Annotated in this window: 12 protein-coding genes and 2 pseudogenes; 8 read left to right on the forward strand and 6 right to left on the reverse strand. The window is 38.2% G+C overall.

All coding sequences use genetic code 11. The annotated features are described in order from the left end of the window. The first annotated feature begins 131 nt into the window (after window positions 1-131). From AC0UMU_RS00905 to secG, 7 genes and pseudogenes are all read left to right on the forward strand, one after another. A pseudogene (locus AC0UMU_RS00905) lies at window positions 132-2,392 on the forward strand (bifunctional alpha,alpha-trehalose-phosphate synthase (UDP-forming)/trehalose-phosphatase). 11 nt (window positions 2,393-2,403) lie between these two features. Next, entirely contained in the window at window positions 2,404-2,748 is a 345-nt protein-coding gene (locus tag AC0UMU_RS00910) for a trehalase-like domain-containing protein (RefSeq protein ID WP_423767124.1), read from the forward strand. Then, a pseudogene (locus tag AC0UMU_RS00915) lies at window positions 2,745-3,223 on the forward strand (glycoside hydrolase family 15 protein); the annotation flags it as partial. The gene AC0UMU_RS00910 and the pseudogene AC0UMU_RS00915, both read left to right, overlap by 4 nt. 248 nt (window positions 3,224-3,471) lie before the next feature. Further along, a complete protein-coding gene (locus AC0UMU_RS00920) occupies window positions 3,472-4,698 on the forward strand; it encodes a sigma-54 interaction domain-containing protein (RefSeq protein WP_278714764.1) in 1,227 nt (408 codons plus the stop codon). Window positions 4,699-4,707: 9 nt separating this feature from the next. Next, window positions 4,708-5,205: an LptE family protein gene (locus AC0UMU_RS00925; protein ID WP_009319578.1), complete on the forward strand. Its 498-nt coding sequence runs from the start codon at window positions 4,708-4,710 to the stop codon at window positions 5,203-5,205. 2 nt (window positions 5,206-5,207) lie between these two features. Continuing rightward, window positions 5,208-5,960, forward strand: a complete 753-nt coding sequence (locus AC0UMU_RS00930) for a DUF8458 domain-containing protein (protein ID WP_288640197.1) — start codon at window positions 5,208-5,210, stop codon at window positions 5,958-5,960. 1 nt (window position 5,961) lies between these two features. Next, window positions 5,962-6,312 carry a preprotein translocase subunit SecG gene (secG, locus tag AC0UMU_RS00935; protein ID WP_009319576.1) on the forward strand — a complete coding sequence of 117 codons (351 nt, stop codon included), beginning with the start codon at window positions 5,962-5,964 and terminating at the stop codon, window positions 6,310-6,312. Between the two features lie 49 nt (window positions 6,313-6,361). Here secG and AC0UMU_RS00940 read toward each other — a convergent pair whose 3' ends face one another. After that, window positions 6,362-7,318, reverse strand: coding sequence for a FimB/Mfa2 family fimbrial subunit (locus AC0UMU_RS00940; RefSeq protein ID WP_009319575.1), 957 nt, complete (start codon window positions 7,316-7,318; stop codon window positions 6,362-6,364). A gap of 174 nt (window positions 7,319-7,492) precedes the next feature. On the opposite strand from AC0UMU_RS00940, the gene AC0UMU_RS00945 reads away from it, so the two are divergent. Further along, complete coding sequence (locus AC0UMU_RS00945) at window positions 7,493-8,809, forward strand: Na+/H+ antiporter NhaC family protein (RefSeq protein WP_278714759.1); 1,317 nt, start codon at window positions 7,493-7,495, stop codon at window positions 8,807-8,809. Here AC0UMU_RS00945 and AC0UMU_RS00950 read toward each other — a convergent pair. From AC0UMU_RS00950 to AC0UMU_RS00970, 5 genes are all read right to left on the reverse strand, one after another. After that, window positions 8,806-9,828 carry an AMP-binding protein gene (locus AC0UMU_RS00950; protein ID WP_278714757.1) on the reverse strand — a complete coding sequence of 341 codons (1,023 nt, stop codon included), beginning with the start codon at window positions 9,826-9,828 and terminating at the stop codon, window positions 8,806-8,808. The two genes, AC0UMU_RS00945 and AC0UMU_RS00950, sit on opposite strands and share 4 nt — an antisense overlap. Next, window positions 9,819-10,865: an o-succinylbenzoate synthase gene (locus tag AC0UMU_RS00955; protein WP_278714756.1), complete on the reverse strand. Its 1,047-nt coding sequence runs from the start codon at window positions 10,863-10,865 to the stop codon at window positions 9,819-9,821. The genes AC0UMU_RS00950 and AC0UMU_RS00955 overlap by 10 nt, the downstream gene beginning before the upstream one ends. Before the next feature lie 10 nt (window positions 10,866-10,875). Beyond that, window positions 10,876-11,700: a 1,4-dihydroxy-2-naphthoyl-CoA synthase gene (gene menB / locus AC0UMU_RS00960; RefSeq protein ID WP_278714754.1), complete on the reverse strand. Its 825-nt coding sequence runs from the start codon at window positions 11,698-11,700 to the stop codon at window positions 10,876-10,878. A 22-nt stretch (window positions 11,701-11,722) separates the two neighbouring features. Beyond that, complete coding sequence (menD, locus tag AC0UMU_RS00965) at window positions 11,723-13,402, reverse strand: 2-succinyl-5-enolpyruvyl-6-hydroxy-3-cyclohexene-1-carboxylic-acid synthase (RefSeq protein ID WP_278714753.1); 1,680 nt, start codon at window positions 13,400-13,402, stop codon at window positions 11,723-11,725. 67 nt (window positions 13,403-13,469) lie between these two features. Continuing rightward, window positions 13,470-14,564, reverse strand: a complete 1,095-nt coding sequence (locus tag AC0UMU_RS00970; RefSeq protein ID WP_022389758.1) for a chorismate-binding protein — start codon at window positions 14,562-14,564, stop codon at window positions 13,470-13,472. Window positions 14,565-14,566 lie beyond the last annotated feature (2 nt).

A 14,566-nucleotide genomic window follows, 5' to 3' on the forward strand; every position in this document is an offset into this window, starting at 1 on the left:
TTTTCAAAAAGAAAAGCACTTTTTCATTTTGAAAAGGTATTTTTATAGAATAAATAATTATATTATAATAAATATCAGATATTTACATAAAACAAATTTATATATGGCATGCCCTTTGCTCAAGTTATAATATGAAACTATATATTATATCAAATAGATTACCGGCCAAAGCCTGTAAAGAGAAAAACGGCACATTCATTTTTTCTCGAAGTGAAGGAGGATTAGCGACAGGGTTAAATTCTCTAAAAACCACCGACGAGAAACATTGGATCGGATGGCCGGGTACTTGTGTAGATAAAAAAGAGGACGAACAGATCATTTCAGAACAATTAGAAAAATTAAATTTTCACCCCGTCTTTTTATCATGCGATCAATATAAAAATTACTATGAAGGATATAGTAATAGTACAATTTGGCCCTTATGTCACTATTTTTTCGCATATACAGAATATAAAAACTGTTTTTGGAAAGCTTATCAAGAAGTAAATGCTCTTTTCTGTGAAAAAATTTGCAGTATCGTATCCGCAGATGATTATGTTTGGATACAAGATTATCAGTTAATGCTGCTACCGGGCATGCTGCGAAAACGCATGCCCCATCTACGTATCGGTTATTTCCACCATATACCTTTTCCCTCATACGAATTATTCAGAATTTTGCCTGAGCGAGGAGAAATTCTACAAGGATTATTGGGTGCTGATTTCATCGCATTCCATACACACGATTATATGCGTCATTTCATCAGTGCAGCAGAACGGGTACTCAACATAGACTTCCAATTAGACGAAATTCAAATAGGAAATCGGGTTATACGTGTCGAAGCATTACCTATGGGTATCAATTATGATCTTTATCATAGTGTATCGGAAAATCCTGAAGTACAAAAGGCCATCAATCGCTTTCAAAATTTGTTCGGCAACCATAAAATGATATTATCCGTCGATCGATTAGATTACAGCAAAGGAATTTTACATCGTTTATGGGGCTTTTCTCTATTCTTAGAACACCATCCCGAATACCTCGGTAAAGTGACATTAGCGATGGTAATCGTACCATCGAGAGATCAAGTAAATCAATATGCAGAATTAAAAACTAAAATAGACGAAGAAATAGGAGCAATCAATGGAAAATATTCAACAATAGACTGGACACCCGTATGCTATTTCTATCATGGATTTTCTTTTGAAGAATTAGCCGCTATGTACTTTGTTGCAGATATAGCATTTTAGTTACTCCACTGCGTGACGGGATGAACTTAGTAGCTAAGGAATATGTCGCAACAAAACAAAACAATCCCGGAGTACTGATACTAAGTGAAATGGCCGGTTGTGCAGTAGAACTAACAGATGCCATACAAATTAATCCACGAGATATTGAGGAAATAGAACAAGCTATCGTAAAAGCATTAGAAATGCCTGAAAGAGAACAAAAAAACAGAATTAATCACATGCAGGCAATTTTATCTAATCAAACTATTAACAAATGGGCTACAGATTTTATGACCGAATGGAATGATATATGCAGCAAAAATCAACGATTCAGATTAAAGCGCATTGTAGGTCCTGTTATAAGCGACATACGATCGAGATATAAACATGCTCATAAACGCCTTATATTACTTGATTACGACGGAACATTGACCGCTATACGAAATCGTCCGGAAGATGCCAAATCCGATCCTGAACTGATAGAATTGTTGCAACAATTAGCGGAAGATAAAAAAAATCATATCGTAATCAATAGCGGAAGAGACCATCTGACTTTAGAAAAATGGTTGGGACAACTGCCTATATCTTTTGCCGCTGAGCATGGGGCATTTTATAAAGAAAACGGGAAATGGAATAAAAATATACAATCGACCGAATGGAGTCCATCTTTACTCTCTACATTAAAACTCTTTGTATCTAAAACCCCCCGTTCTCACCTCGAAGTAAAAGATACGGCACTGGCATTTCATTACCGACAGACAGACAGTTGGTTAGGAGCACTACGTGCTCAACAATTAACCAATTCTTTAATAAAAATATGCTTACAGCAAAAATTACAAATATTACAAGGAGATAAAGTAGTCGAAATTAAATCTCCATACTGTAACAAAGGCTCTGAAGTAAATCGCTTACTTCAGAAAGACCACTACGATTTTATACTGGCCATAGGGGACGATGTGACTGATGACGACATGTTTCAAGCGCTTCCGTCAACATCTGTTACCGTAAAAATCGGAACTGCATCAAAAAATGCACGATACAATCTGACTGCTCAATCAGAAGTCATACCTTTTCTCCAAGCTCTAATACATCGAGATTTATTTCAACAAAAAAATCTCGATAGAAAGGAGAATATTTTTTCTATTATGAATTTCTTCAAAAAATTACTTCCAAACAACAAATAATAAAAACGAATATGAGTAATCTGAATTATGGTGTTATAGGAAACTGCCGCACGGCAGCCCTCATCTCTGAAACCGGAAATATCGAATGGTTATGTTTCCCCGAATTCGATTCACCCTCTATTTTCGCAGCACTATTAGACCGTAAAAATGGTGGTAATTTCGGATTTCAGGTATCGAATAAATATTCTATTTCACAATCATACGTACCTCACACCAATATCCTATCTACCCGCTTTTCTTCAGAGGAAGGAGAATTCGTTGTTGTCTATTTTATGCCGTGTTATCATTCCCAAAATAAAGATGAGCATTACCGTCCTGCAGAGATTTATCGTTATATCAATCGCATCAAAGGATAAAATCCGATGTTTTAAAATATGGCTGGAAAGAAGAAATACAGAGCTTTTCACAAACTTATGAAAATCTATATTTAGATTCTTCTCTATTATTGATGGAGTCATACGGCTTTCTACAAGCAGACGATATACGCTACCATAAAACCGTAAAAGCCGTAAAAAAGCTTTATTTCATAAAGGTCTGATGTACAGATATAACAATGAGGATGATTTCGGACTACCATCTTCCGCTTTCACAATCTGCACATTCTGGCTTATCCGAGCATTATACGTCATAGGTGAAAAAGAAGAAGCTCGTTGTCTATTTAATGAGGTTCTCTCCTATTCTAATCATTTAGGCCTGTTCAGTGAAGACATCAATTTCGACACAAAAGAGCAACTTGGTAATTTTCCTCAGGCATATTCTCATTTAGCATTAGTAAATACAGCAATTCTTTTTGCAGAAGAAGAAAAAAGGCTTGATTTTATACGACCTTAGAAAATTATATAAATACAAACAAAACATTCGAGATTTTCTCTATAAAAAGCAATAACGCAAAAAAAATACAAACACCTATTAATCAACAAAATATCAAAATTATATTTTTCTATATAGAAAAACATCTTTAAAAATATAGAACATAAAACATTTACACAAATTTTAAAATACCTATTCCGTTAAATATATCGCATACATTTGGCATATAATCTCTCTTTTGCTACTTTTGCAATAGAGAATTAAGGAATATGGTCGCACTTTCAGATATACAACAAGCCAAACAAAGATTCGGTATCATTGGAAATACACCGGGATTATTAAGAGCTGTCAGTCGAGCTCTGCAAATCGCTCCGACCGATCTCTCCGTACTAATAACCGGAGAAAGCGGAACGGGTAAAGAATTTTTTCCGCAGATTATACATACAAACAGTCATCGTAAACATGGACGTTATATTGCGGTAAATTGCGGCGCTATACCTGAAGGCACTATCGACTCGGAGCTTTTCGGGCACGAAAAAGGTTCGTTTACCGGAGCTCTTGCCGATCGTAAAGGATACTTCGAAGAGGCTGATGGAGGAACGATATTCTTAGACGAAGTCGGAGAACTGCCTCTAACAACACAAGCTCGTTTATTGAGAGTTTTGGAAAGCGGAGAGTTCATAAAAGTCGGTTCTTCCAAAGTTCAAAAAACCAATGTCCGTATCGTTGCTGCGACAAATGTCAATATGATTAAAGCGATCTCGGAAGGAAAATTCAGGGAAGACCTATTTTATCGATTAAATACCGTACCTATCGAATTGCCTCCGTTACGAGATAGAATGAATGATATACTCCTTCTGTTTAGAAAATTCTCAAATGATTTTGCTGAAAAATACCGGATGCCGGCGATACAACTGACCGATGATGCAAAAAATTTATTACTGACTTACCGATGGCCGGGAAACATCAGACAACTAAAAAACGTAACAGAACAAATATCTATCTTTGAGACTTCTCGTGAAGTATCAGCCGATATTATAAAGTCATATTTACCGTCATATAATGTAGAACGGTTACCGGTCGTAAGCGGTTCAGAAGGGAAAGACGGCTTTCTATTCGGAAACGAACGAGAAATGTTATATCAGATTATCTTCGAAATGCGTAAAGAGATGAATGAGCTGAAAAGTATCGTGGATAATCTGGCAGCATCTGAAAACGGACATGGGTTGAAAGTTTACACACCGGAACACAATACAGCAATAACCCATCCCACCGTTCCGGTCGTTAAGACATTCCATATCGATAAAGAATCTACAGAAGATGTGCACGATGAAAGTGTGTTCGAAGAAACTTCTCTATCTTTGGAGGACGCAGAAAAAGAGATGATCCGAAAATCCTTGGAAAGAAATAATGGGAAACGAAAAAAAACTGCAGAAGAACTGAAAATATCGGAGCGTACACTTTACCGTAAAATTAAAGAATATAATTTGGAGTAAGCCACACAAATGAAACGATTAACCATACTATTGCTGATCATATTGACCTCTTGTACCATATCTTACAAATTCAACGGAGCAGCAATCGACTATAATACGACAAAAACCATATCCGTAGCCGAGTTTCCGATCAGGGCAGCATTGGTATACCCTCCTCTCGGTCCTGCATTTAATGAAGCCTTGAAAGATATATACACACGACAAACCAGATTAAGCATGGTCAAAACCGGAGGAGATTTGCAAGTTGAAGGAGAAATTACGGGTTATGACCTAAGTCCTCAAGCTGTAACCGAAGATGCTTATGCATCACAAACAAGGCTGACCATCTCGGTAAAAGTAAGATATACCAATACGAAAAATCCTAATCTTAACGTTGATCAGACTTTTAGAGCTTATAGAGATTTTTCCAGTAGCCAGATGTTGACTCAAGTCCAAGATGAGTTAATCTCCCAAATTGTGGATGAATTAGCGGAACTAATATTTAATGCAACCGTAGGAAGTTGGTAATTATGTCGATAAACGGAGAAAAAATACGAAAAGAATTGTCTGAAGGTATTCCGCAAATACCATTAGAAGACTTGCGTACATTACAATCCGATCATCCTTACTTCCAAGCTATCCGTTTTTTATATTTAAAAAGAGTACAAAAAGAAGAGCCGCTTCTTTATCCCGAAGCCCTTGAAAGAAATGCAATTTATTCAGGTGACCGCAAATCTCTATTTTTTTTACTGGAAGGTGCTCGCCAATCCTGGACTTCCCTTTACCGACAAAATATCGAATCAGAAAAGAGTAAGGAATCTTTTTCATTAATAGACTCTTTCTTGTCGGCACAAAATGAAAATTTTTCCGAAAATATCGAACAGCTTATTTTTCAAACAGGAGGAATACCAGCAACAGATTATTTGTCTCTCTCCAAAACTGAAAGTGGAAATGATACTTCAAATTTAAACGAATTGCAAAATATCGACCTGATAAATTCTTTCATTGAAAAATCGGAAAAAGGGAATCCTCTGGTTACCGATATAGATGCCACAACAAAACCGGGAAATACAAAAAATATCCCCGAAACACCTCTAACCGAATCTACAGATGAAGCTTTCCTAACTGAAAGTCTGGCAAAAATATACATTAAGCAAAGAAGATATTCCAAGGCTTTGGAAATAATTAAAAAATTAAGTTTGAAATATCCAGAAAAAAATATTTACTTTGCAGACCAAATAAGATTTTTAGAAAAATTGATTATTAACATAAAAACCGAATAAAATGTATTTGTTCATCACCATCTTAATTCTAATCGCATCAATATTCTTAATATTGATCGTATTGGTACAAAACTCCAAAGGGGGAGGTCTTGCATCAGGCTTCTCTTCAACTAATCAGATTATGGGAGTCAGAAAGACAACCGATTTTGTTGAAAAAGCAACTTGGACACTCGCCGGTACGGTCGTTATCTTAAGCATCGTAGCTTCAGCATTCTTACCTTCTGCCAATACAGGCAGTCACGGATCAGAAATTAAAGATGCCATAAAAAAAGAAATTCCTGCTACTGCACAACCGGGATTTGAAACACAGCAAACTACAGCTCCGATAGCACAACCGGATTCTGCAAAATAAAATAAAACGGGCTGATTCATAAAAATCAGCCCGTTTTGTATAAAATAAATCAACTTAAAGGGGGTAAAGTAATTGTTTCTTCAGTTTCTGTCCAGTCGCTTACTTCAAACCCCGATCCTTCAGTTGTCTCTGAAAATATTATATTCGAAACCATTATTATCGACAACTTTGTTCCCGGAGATAAAATCGAAGAGAGGTGTGTTTCATATTTTTTTGTTTCCCCATTTTTCAAATCAATTTCTACCCTGAAATAAGGAGGTACATCTGAAGGCAATACCATTGCTGTTTTGTTAACAGCCTGCGTTCCAGAAATTGTTAAAGGAATCATTACTGTTTTCGTATAATTCTCATAATTTCCATTATATACATTTACTTTTTCCGCCAAATTTCCGACATACACTCTGACTGAATCAATAGAAGTAGCCAAAGAACTGCCATCCTCATTTTGTAAAGTTACATTAATACCCGCTGTTTTACGCTGTAAAGCAACAGCTATATTCTCACTCCCTAAATCAACGTGTTTTACAGCAAACACATAATCGTATATCGGATAACAAATTGTATCCGAAGGATATTGTCGTAATCCATAATATTGAGAATTCATATCTTCATTCAACGCAAGAGCAGGTTCTGTTGACGCAGGATAGTCATAAGTTCCGTCTGCTCCCGCAGAGGCAACTCCCCAATATAACAAAGTATAAGTGCCTACCGGCAAAAGTAACGGACGAACATAATTTTGTATAGAACCCGAAGCGATTGTATATATAGGATTCAAAGGGCTCAACTGTCCGTTTCTATAATTTCCATAATAAGTAGAAGTTCCAGAGACACAGGGATAAATATCTAATATTCCAGAATAAGGAATATTTGTATTCAACTCAGTTACGAACAATTCAGGACTAACTAAATTTCCAAGCTTAGAATTCGCTTCATTATAACATTCGTCATCATTCGAACATCCTACAAAAACTAACAAGGCCGAGAAAAAATAAAAAAACTTTTTCATATAAAATCAATTTATAAAATTAAATATCACTCAAGTAAACAGATCTGTAACTTATAACAGAATAACACAACAAAAAGTTTAAATAATAACATTAGTGATTTTTCAAATCCTTTTTACTACCCCAAACCAGATTATCAGTACATTTGCAGAATTATACAAATTAATATTTACCGAATGCAGAGATCATCTGATTTACTTTATCACATATATAAAACCAGAAAACCTAATTTCTGGGCTCTTAGTCCTCTTTTTGTTTTTCTGGGAATATATCTCATTACCTCTCTTTTAGTAAACGATTTTTATAAAGTTCCTATCGCTGTGGCATTTCTCATATCTTCGGCTTTTGCCGTTATCATATCACGAGGAGGTAGCATAAATGAGCGCATAGCACATTTTTCATCAGGAGCAGCAAACGGAAATATCATACAAATGATCTGGATATTCATACTTGCCGGAGCATTTGCTCAATCCGCTAAATCGATGGGAGCGATCGATGCGACCGTAAATCTTACGCTTCAAATATTACCAGACAATCTCTTATCAGCAGGCATATTCATAGCTTCCTGTTTCATCTCCCTTTCCATAGGAACATCTGTCGGAACGATCGTTGCCCTTGCCCCAGTTGCCATAGGAATAGCAAATCAAACAAATACGGAATTAGCCTACATGGTTGCGATCGTTGTCGGAGGAGCATTTTTCGGGGATAACCTCTCCTTCATATCAGATACGACAATCGCCGCAACAAAAACACAAGGATGTTTGATGAAAGATAAATTCAAGGTCAACAGTATGATCGTTGTTCCGGCAGCTTTTTGTGTATTGCTTTATTATATATTCGCTGGATTAAATATTCACTCACCGTCGCACCTTACAGAGGTACAATGGATAAAAGTTATTCCCTATCTGATTGTTTTAGGAAGTGCCGTTGCAGGGTTTAATGTCATGTTGGTTTTATTACTCGGAATCATCACATCTGGAGTTATAGGAATCGCAACAAACGGTTTTGATTTTTTCGGTTGGTTCGGTGCTATGGGAACAGGTATAACAGGAATGGGAGAACTGATCATAATCACATTATTAGCTGGAGGTATGCTCGAGATGATACGCTTTAATGGAGGAATCGATTACATTATTGAAAAACTGACTCGAAAGGTCAACTCAAAACGGGGAGCTGAACTTAGTATCGCAGGATTGGTCAGTTTTGCAAATCTTTGTACGGCAAACAACACGATAGCTATTATTACCACCGGAGAAATAGCCCGTGACATAGCAAACCGATTTCATATAGATAAAAGAAAATCTGCCAGTATTTTAGACACTTTTTCCTGTTTAGTGCAAGGATTGATACCTTATGGAGCACAGATGCTGATAGCGGCTTCTCTTGCAAGTATCTCCCCGCTTTCTATTATCCGATATCTCTATTATCCTATGCTCATGGGTATTTTCGCACTGGCAGCTATTTTATTGCGATACCCCCGTCGCTATTCTTAATTTTCACGTATTATTTTTCCGGAATAGGTTTCACGAAAATTTGATACAAAACGTATTTCTTTAGGAATCTGATAAGGAGATAAGATAAATCTTACCTCTTTCATAAAAGAAGCTACCTTCTCTTGCGTCCAGTTTTGATCCTCGATTATAAGAACGGCTTTCTCTCCCAACCGCTTATCCAACACTCCTGTCACATAAAAACGTTTATCAGGTATCAATTCGGATATTTTCTTCTCGATCTCTTCAGGAAAAAGTTTTACACCTCCCGAATTAATCACATTATCAAAGCGCCCCAACCATTCAAAACTCGTTTTTCCCGAAAGCCTGACTATATCGTTTGTTATAAAAAACGTATTACTCAAATGCGGAGCATGAATGCAAAGACACCCCCTATCATCTTGTGAGAATGTAATATTTCCCAAAGCCTTATATCCGGAATAAGCGATATTTAACTCCCGCAAAGCGACATGCGAAACAGTTTCCGTCATACCATAAGTAGAAAAACAACGTATTGGAAATGCTGATAAAGCAGATTCTAAAGTCGAAGACACAGCAGCACCTCCGATAATCAATTGTTTTATATAAGAAATCTTATTCCGGGTTACCGAATCTGAAAGAGATTCTTGAACCTGCATGGGAACCATCGCTGCAAAATCGACACTACGATTTATCTCTTTTAATGGAGAAGAAGAAGGTTTTACGACCAATAAATTCGCACCTGCAAGAAGAGCTCTTACAATCATCATCTTTCCTGCAATATAATTCGGAGACAGACAAAGTAAAAGAACCGAATCGGTATCTATTCCGAAGAACTCGTTTGTCAGGCGAGCCGAAGCCTCCATATCCGATTTCAATAAATGAATTTTCTTAGGCGTTCCGGTCGATCCGGACGTATGTCCGACAACATATTCACGGTCATCGAACCATTCGGTCAAAAATGAAACGACATCGATATTATCCTCTATTACAGAAATCTCATCGACATCCGAATAACATCTATCATTCAGCACTATTCCCATATTAACGGTGATAAATCCCAACTCAACGAAGGGTCATACTGTATTGTAGATCCTTTCTGAACTAAAGGAGAAATAATATTATTCTTATATAATTGCCCGGTACCTAATCCCTGAGGAATAAAGGATTGAAACGTTGCCGTCCATTGAGCAATGGCATTCAGTCCCACATTCGATTCCAGAGCAGAAGTTATCCACCATCCGATATTTCGTTTTTCGGCTTTATCGATCCATTCGGCAGATCCGCTCAAACCACCGGCCAATGCAGGTTTTAAAATTATATACTGAGGATTTATTACATCCAACATCTGTTCTTTTAATTTCGGATCATTAATTCCGATCAATTCCTCATCCAAGGCAATCGGAATCGGTGTATTCCGGCATAAAGCCTCCATCTCCCTCCACTGCCTTTGTCGGATAGGTTGTTCGATAGAATGAATGTCATACCGGGACAGTCGATCCAATTTAAACATCGCTTCCGACGGTAAAAACGCACCATTCGCATCCACCCGCAACTCTATTTCATCCTTTCCGTAACGTGAACGTATAGACTTTAACAACTCTAATTCCGAATTAAAATCTATCGCTCCGATTTTCAATTTGACACAACGAAATCCGGCAGTCAGTTTTTCTTCGATGCGGCTATACATAGCTTCTTTATCACCCATCCAAATCAAACCGTTGATCTCGATCGATTGCTTGCCCTCATAAAAAGCTCCCGGACAGATTTTACGTTTACCACCATTTTTTAAATCGAGAAGAGCCGTTTCAACCCCAAAGCGGATCGAACTCCAATCTCTCAACGAAACTGTATCCAACGTATCGATCTGTCCACAAACTTCTTTTAGTTTCTCTTCATATCCGGGACGATCATCCGCACTCAACCCTCGAAACAAAGCACACTCTCCAATTCCGAATATCCAAGGTGTTTCATCATGCCATATACGGACAAACCATGTTTCTTTCTGAGTTAATATACCTCTTGAAGTACCTCCGGGCACTTTAAAATCAAGAATATACCGAGTATAAGCAGCTTTCATTTATTTCTTCTTATCCGGGGAATTTAGGAAATTTCTGAAAATCGGGATCTCTCTTTTCTAAAAAAGCATTTTTCCCTTCTTGTGCCTCTTCCATCAAATAATACATCAACGTTGCATCTCCGGCAAACTCCATAAGGCCACGCTGTCCGTCAAGTTCGGCATTCAACGCCCGTTTGATCATGCGTATCGCCATCGGGCTACGTTTTAATATAGTTTTGCACCAATCTACCGTCTCATCTTCAAGCCGTTCAAAAGGAACTACTTTATTGACCATACCCATCTCTTCTGCTTCTCTCGCTGTATATTGACGACACAAGAACCAAATTTCCCGAGCTTTCTTCTGTCCGACACAACGCGCCAAATAAGAAGAGCCGAAACCGGCATCGAAACTGCCTACTTTAGGTCCGGTCTGCCCGAAACGTGCGTTTTCCGAAGCAATGGTCAAATCACAAACAACATGCAAAACATGACCGCCTCCGATAGCATAGCCGTTGACCATCGCAATTACAGGCTTAGGAATAGAACGTATCGCCTTGTGCAGATCAAGGACATTCAAACGAGGTACTCCATCTTTATCAATATAGCCGCCGATACCTTTTACTTTTTGGTCTCCTCCCGAACAAAATGCTTTATCTCCGGCCCCGGTAAACACCACAACACCTATATTACCCCGTTCCCGACAAATAGACATGGCATCCAACATTTCAAAATTGGTTTGCGGACGAAATGCATTATACACTTCGGGACGATTGATCGTTATCTTCGCTATTCCTTCGAAGAATTCGAATTTAATATCTTCATACTCTTTTATAGTTTTCCATTCTCTTGTTGCCATAATATTATTTTACATTAATTATTTATCGCTTAAAATATCCCCTTAAAATCCGATCATTAACAGTTCGAGGAGTCTCTACCGACAAAATAGCAGGTTTGTCGGAAATTCTAAAAAAAACAGAGAGGATTTTTCTCAATTCATCTTCAGAATCTGCAACATAGTAATCAAATCCATGTAAACGAGCAAAACCTTCGACATCAACTTCCTGTGCTGTTTCAAAGTATTCTTCCAATTCCGGCAATTCAGATGGGCCTTGTATAAAACGAAATATTCCTCCTCCGCCATTTTTCATCACGATAATTTTAAGTGTAGGCGGAACATATCTGTTCCACAAGGCATTGGAATCATATAAAAATCCCATATCTCCGGTAATAAAGACCGTAAGTTCTCTTCTCACGCAAGCAGCCCCTACAGCAGTAGACGTCGCTCCGTCTATACCGCTTACCCCACGATTACAATCCGAGCGTTCTATCTGGTTATATTCAAATAACTGAGCATAACGTACAGGCGTACTGTTCGACAACTGCAATGCGCTTCCTTGCGGAATAGCAGGAAATATCAGCGAGAATGCCTTTAAATCACTCCATTCGACATTCGCAAGATAATGCTCATGCCGATCTGTCGCTTCTGCTCTGCGATCTATCCATAAATTATGATAATAACTCTCCGAAGGGTGTATGTGATCTATAATTTGAGAGAAAAAGTCAACAGGATTCATCCGTATATGCCGGGTCATACACTGCATCGTATCTGCAACATGAGTATTCTCATCCAGACTCCAATGCTCAGAAGGAGAATATTTTCTTAAAAACTGCTTTATCATGCGTGAAACAAGAGACCCACCAAAAGTAATTAATAAATCGGGGGTAAATTTCGATTTTTCTTCATCGGAAATTACCGATAAAACCCTGTCGATAGTCGAAATAGAATCGTTTACACACAAATTCGAAATCGTCTCGGTAAGGACAATCACTTGAGGTAATGATGACAATCGATTTAACAACGATGATAGCATCGAATCCGGCTTACCGAATGATACCAAAATCATCACCTTTTTGCTTCGGGAAATTAATCCGGACAACTCTTTTACGATTTCTTCATTAAGGCAAGTATTAATGCTCACAGATGTAATTACCTGCTCTGAGCGACTGTCGCGAACTTCTCGCAAACAATAAAGAGGTTCTCTTAAGGGAACATTAATATGCACAGGACCGGGTTTAGACCGAACAGACAAATTAACAGCGTCATTCACCAAACGATTTACCCACCAACGTTCGTCATCACAAGTAATTTCAGGAGGCAAGGAGTAAGATGCCTTAACGAATGGGGCGAACAAATTTTTCTGTCGGAGCGTCTGGCTATCCTCTTGGTCGATCCATTCTTCAGGCCGATCGGCAGAAATGACAATCAAAGGAATATGTTGGTAATATGCTTCAGCAACAGCCGGAGCATAATTTAACAAAGCCGTTCCTGAGGTACAAACCACGGCAACCGGTTCTCCTGATTGCTGGGCTATCCCCATTGCCATAAAAGCTGCACTTCGTTCATCTAAAACGACAAATTTCTCAAACTCCTTACGACGAGCAAAAGAGACGATCAAAGGTGCATTCCGAGACCCGGGAGACAATACAATCCGTTTCACTCCCTTGGCAATCAGCAAATTCGCTAATATTGTACAACATTCTTTATCCGAATCCAACATATTCATCTATTTTGGTATATATTCGCCCTTAAGTTATCTGACAAACCGATTATCTACTTTTATTTAATCATTCTATCAAATTCAACAAAGTACGGGATTTTATTTCTGTCTCGTTCCATTCCGAATCAGCATCGGATAAAGCCGTCAAACCTCCACCGACATGTAGTTCCACCCTATCCCGAAAAAGTTCCATACTCCGCAAATTTACAAATAAATCAAATTGTCCGTTACCATAAACCGGTCCTAAGTATCCGGCATAATACCGACGTTCTCGGTTCTCGGTTTCACAGATTATTTTTAAAGCCTCCCGTAATGGAAATCCTCCCACTGCAGGCGTAGGATGCAAGGCATTTATTAACCGAGATATTTCGCCCGGAGATAGCGATTTATTCAACGTAAACATGGTACATAAATGTGAAACAACCCCAGCTTGCCTCAATTCCGGACCGGATATCAGAGGTTCTGTTCCAACTATATTCCGGAAACAAGATTCTATATATTCCGTTACAATCCGTTGCTCCTCCCGATCTTTTTCTCCCCATTCAGAAAAATCGTCTTTTCTCTTTGTTCCGGCCAACGACATAGTTTGAATACAGGAAGCAGAACAACGTAGAAAAGTTTCCGGGGTAGCCCCCATCCATAGAGTCTCTCCGGGAATCGAAACCAAAAAGACAAAAGCATCGGGATAAGTCTCGCACAATCCGTCAAACCATTCCGGAGCTTTTTTATAGGGATCACAAAAAAACTGTCTTACTCTTGACAATACCGCTTTTCGAATTTTCCCGGATCTCAGTGCAGAAATAACCCTCTCTGCCTGCTTTATATAAATACCTTTTCCTATCTCACCTACCGGAACAGTGTCCGGCACATTTTTCTTCGGCGTAACTTTCAATATATCCAAGTCTCCAGCCTTCGACAAGTCAATATCATTCCGAAGGAAACGTACAGGAGAGTTATTTGCCACATGAAACGGAGAAAACAAAAAACCGGAATCTTCGAGAAAAACAGAGGGACTACAATTTCCTGCAACCTCCCCCGATATTTGTGCTCCAAAGCAGAAATTTCCACTATCAGGTAAACGATATGCAAAAAATGGGATGCCTCTTTCCAAACATATCCGCTGAGCCTCTTTGATTTCTGAAATTGTCACATCTTTACACATGA

It is taken from the genome of Coprobacter fastidiosus (assembly GCF_982245605.1).

Bases quoted from the DNA above. Each gene is read 5' to 3' on its own strand.
- secG (WP_009319576.1), top strand. From the start codon at position 5,962: ATGTATTTGTTCATCACCATCTTAATTCTAATCGCATCAATATTCTTA.
- AC0UMU_RS00950 (WP_278714757.1), bottom strand. From the start codon at position 9,828: ATGGGAATAGTGCTGAATGATAGATGTTATTCGGATGTCGATGAGATT.
- AC0UMU_RS00930 (WP_288640197.1), top strand. From the start codon at position 5,208: ATGTCGATAAACGGAGAAAAAATACGAAAAGAATTGTCTGAAGGTATT.
- AC0UMU_RS00970 (WP_022389758.1), bottom strand. From the start codon at position 14,564: ATGTGTAAAGATGTGACAATTTCAGAAATCAAAGAGGCTCAGCGGATA.
- AC0UMU_RS00925 (WP_009319578.1), top strand. From the start codon at position 4,708: ATGAAACGATTAACCATACTATTGCTGATCATATTGACCTCTTGTACC.
- AC0UMU_RS00945 (WP_278714759.1), top strand. From the start codon at position 7,493: ATGCAGAGATCATCTGATTTACTTTATCACATATATAAAACCAGAAAA.
- AC0UMU_RS00940 (WP_009319575.1), bottom strand. From the start codon at position 7,318: ATGAAAAAGTTTTTTTATTTTTTCTCGGCCTTGTTAGTTTTTGTAGGA.
- menD (WP_278714753.1), bottom strand. From the start codon at position 13,402: ATGTTGGATTCGGATAAAGAATGTTGTACAATATTAGCGAATTTGCTG.
- AC0UMU_RS00910 (WP_423767124.1), top strand. From the start codon at position 2,404: ATGAGTAATCTGAATTATGGTGTTATAGGAAACTGCCGCACGGCAGCC.
- AC0UMU_RS00955 (WP_278714756.1), bottom strand. From the start codon at position 10,865: ATGAAAGCTGCTTATACTCGGTATATTCTTGATTTTAAAGTGCCCGGA.
- AC0UMU_RS00920 (WP_278714764.1), top strand. From the start codon at position 3,472: ATGGTCGCACTTTCAGATATACAACAAGCCAAACAAAGATTCGGTATC.
- menB (WP_278714754.1), bottom strand. From the start codon at position 11,700: ATGGCAACAAGAGAATGGAAAACTATAAAAGAGTATGAAGATATTAAA.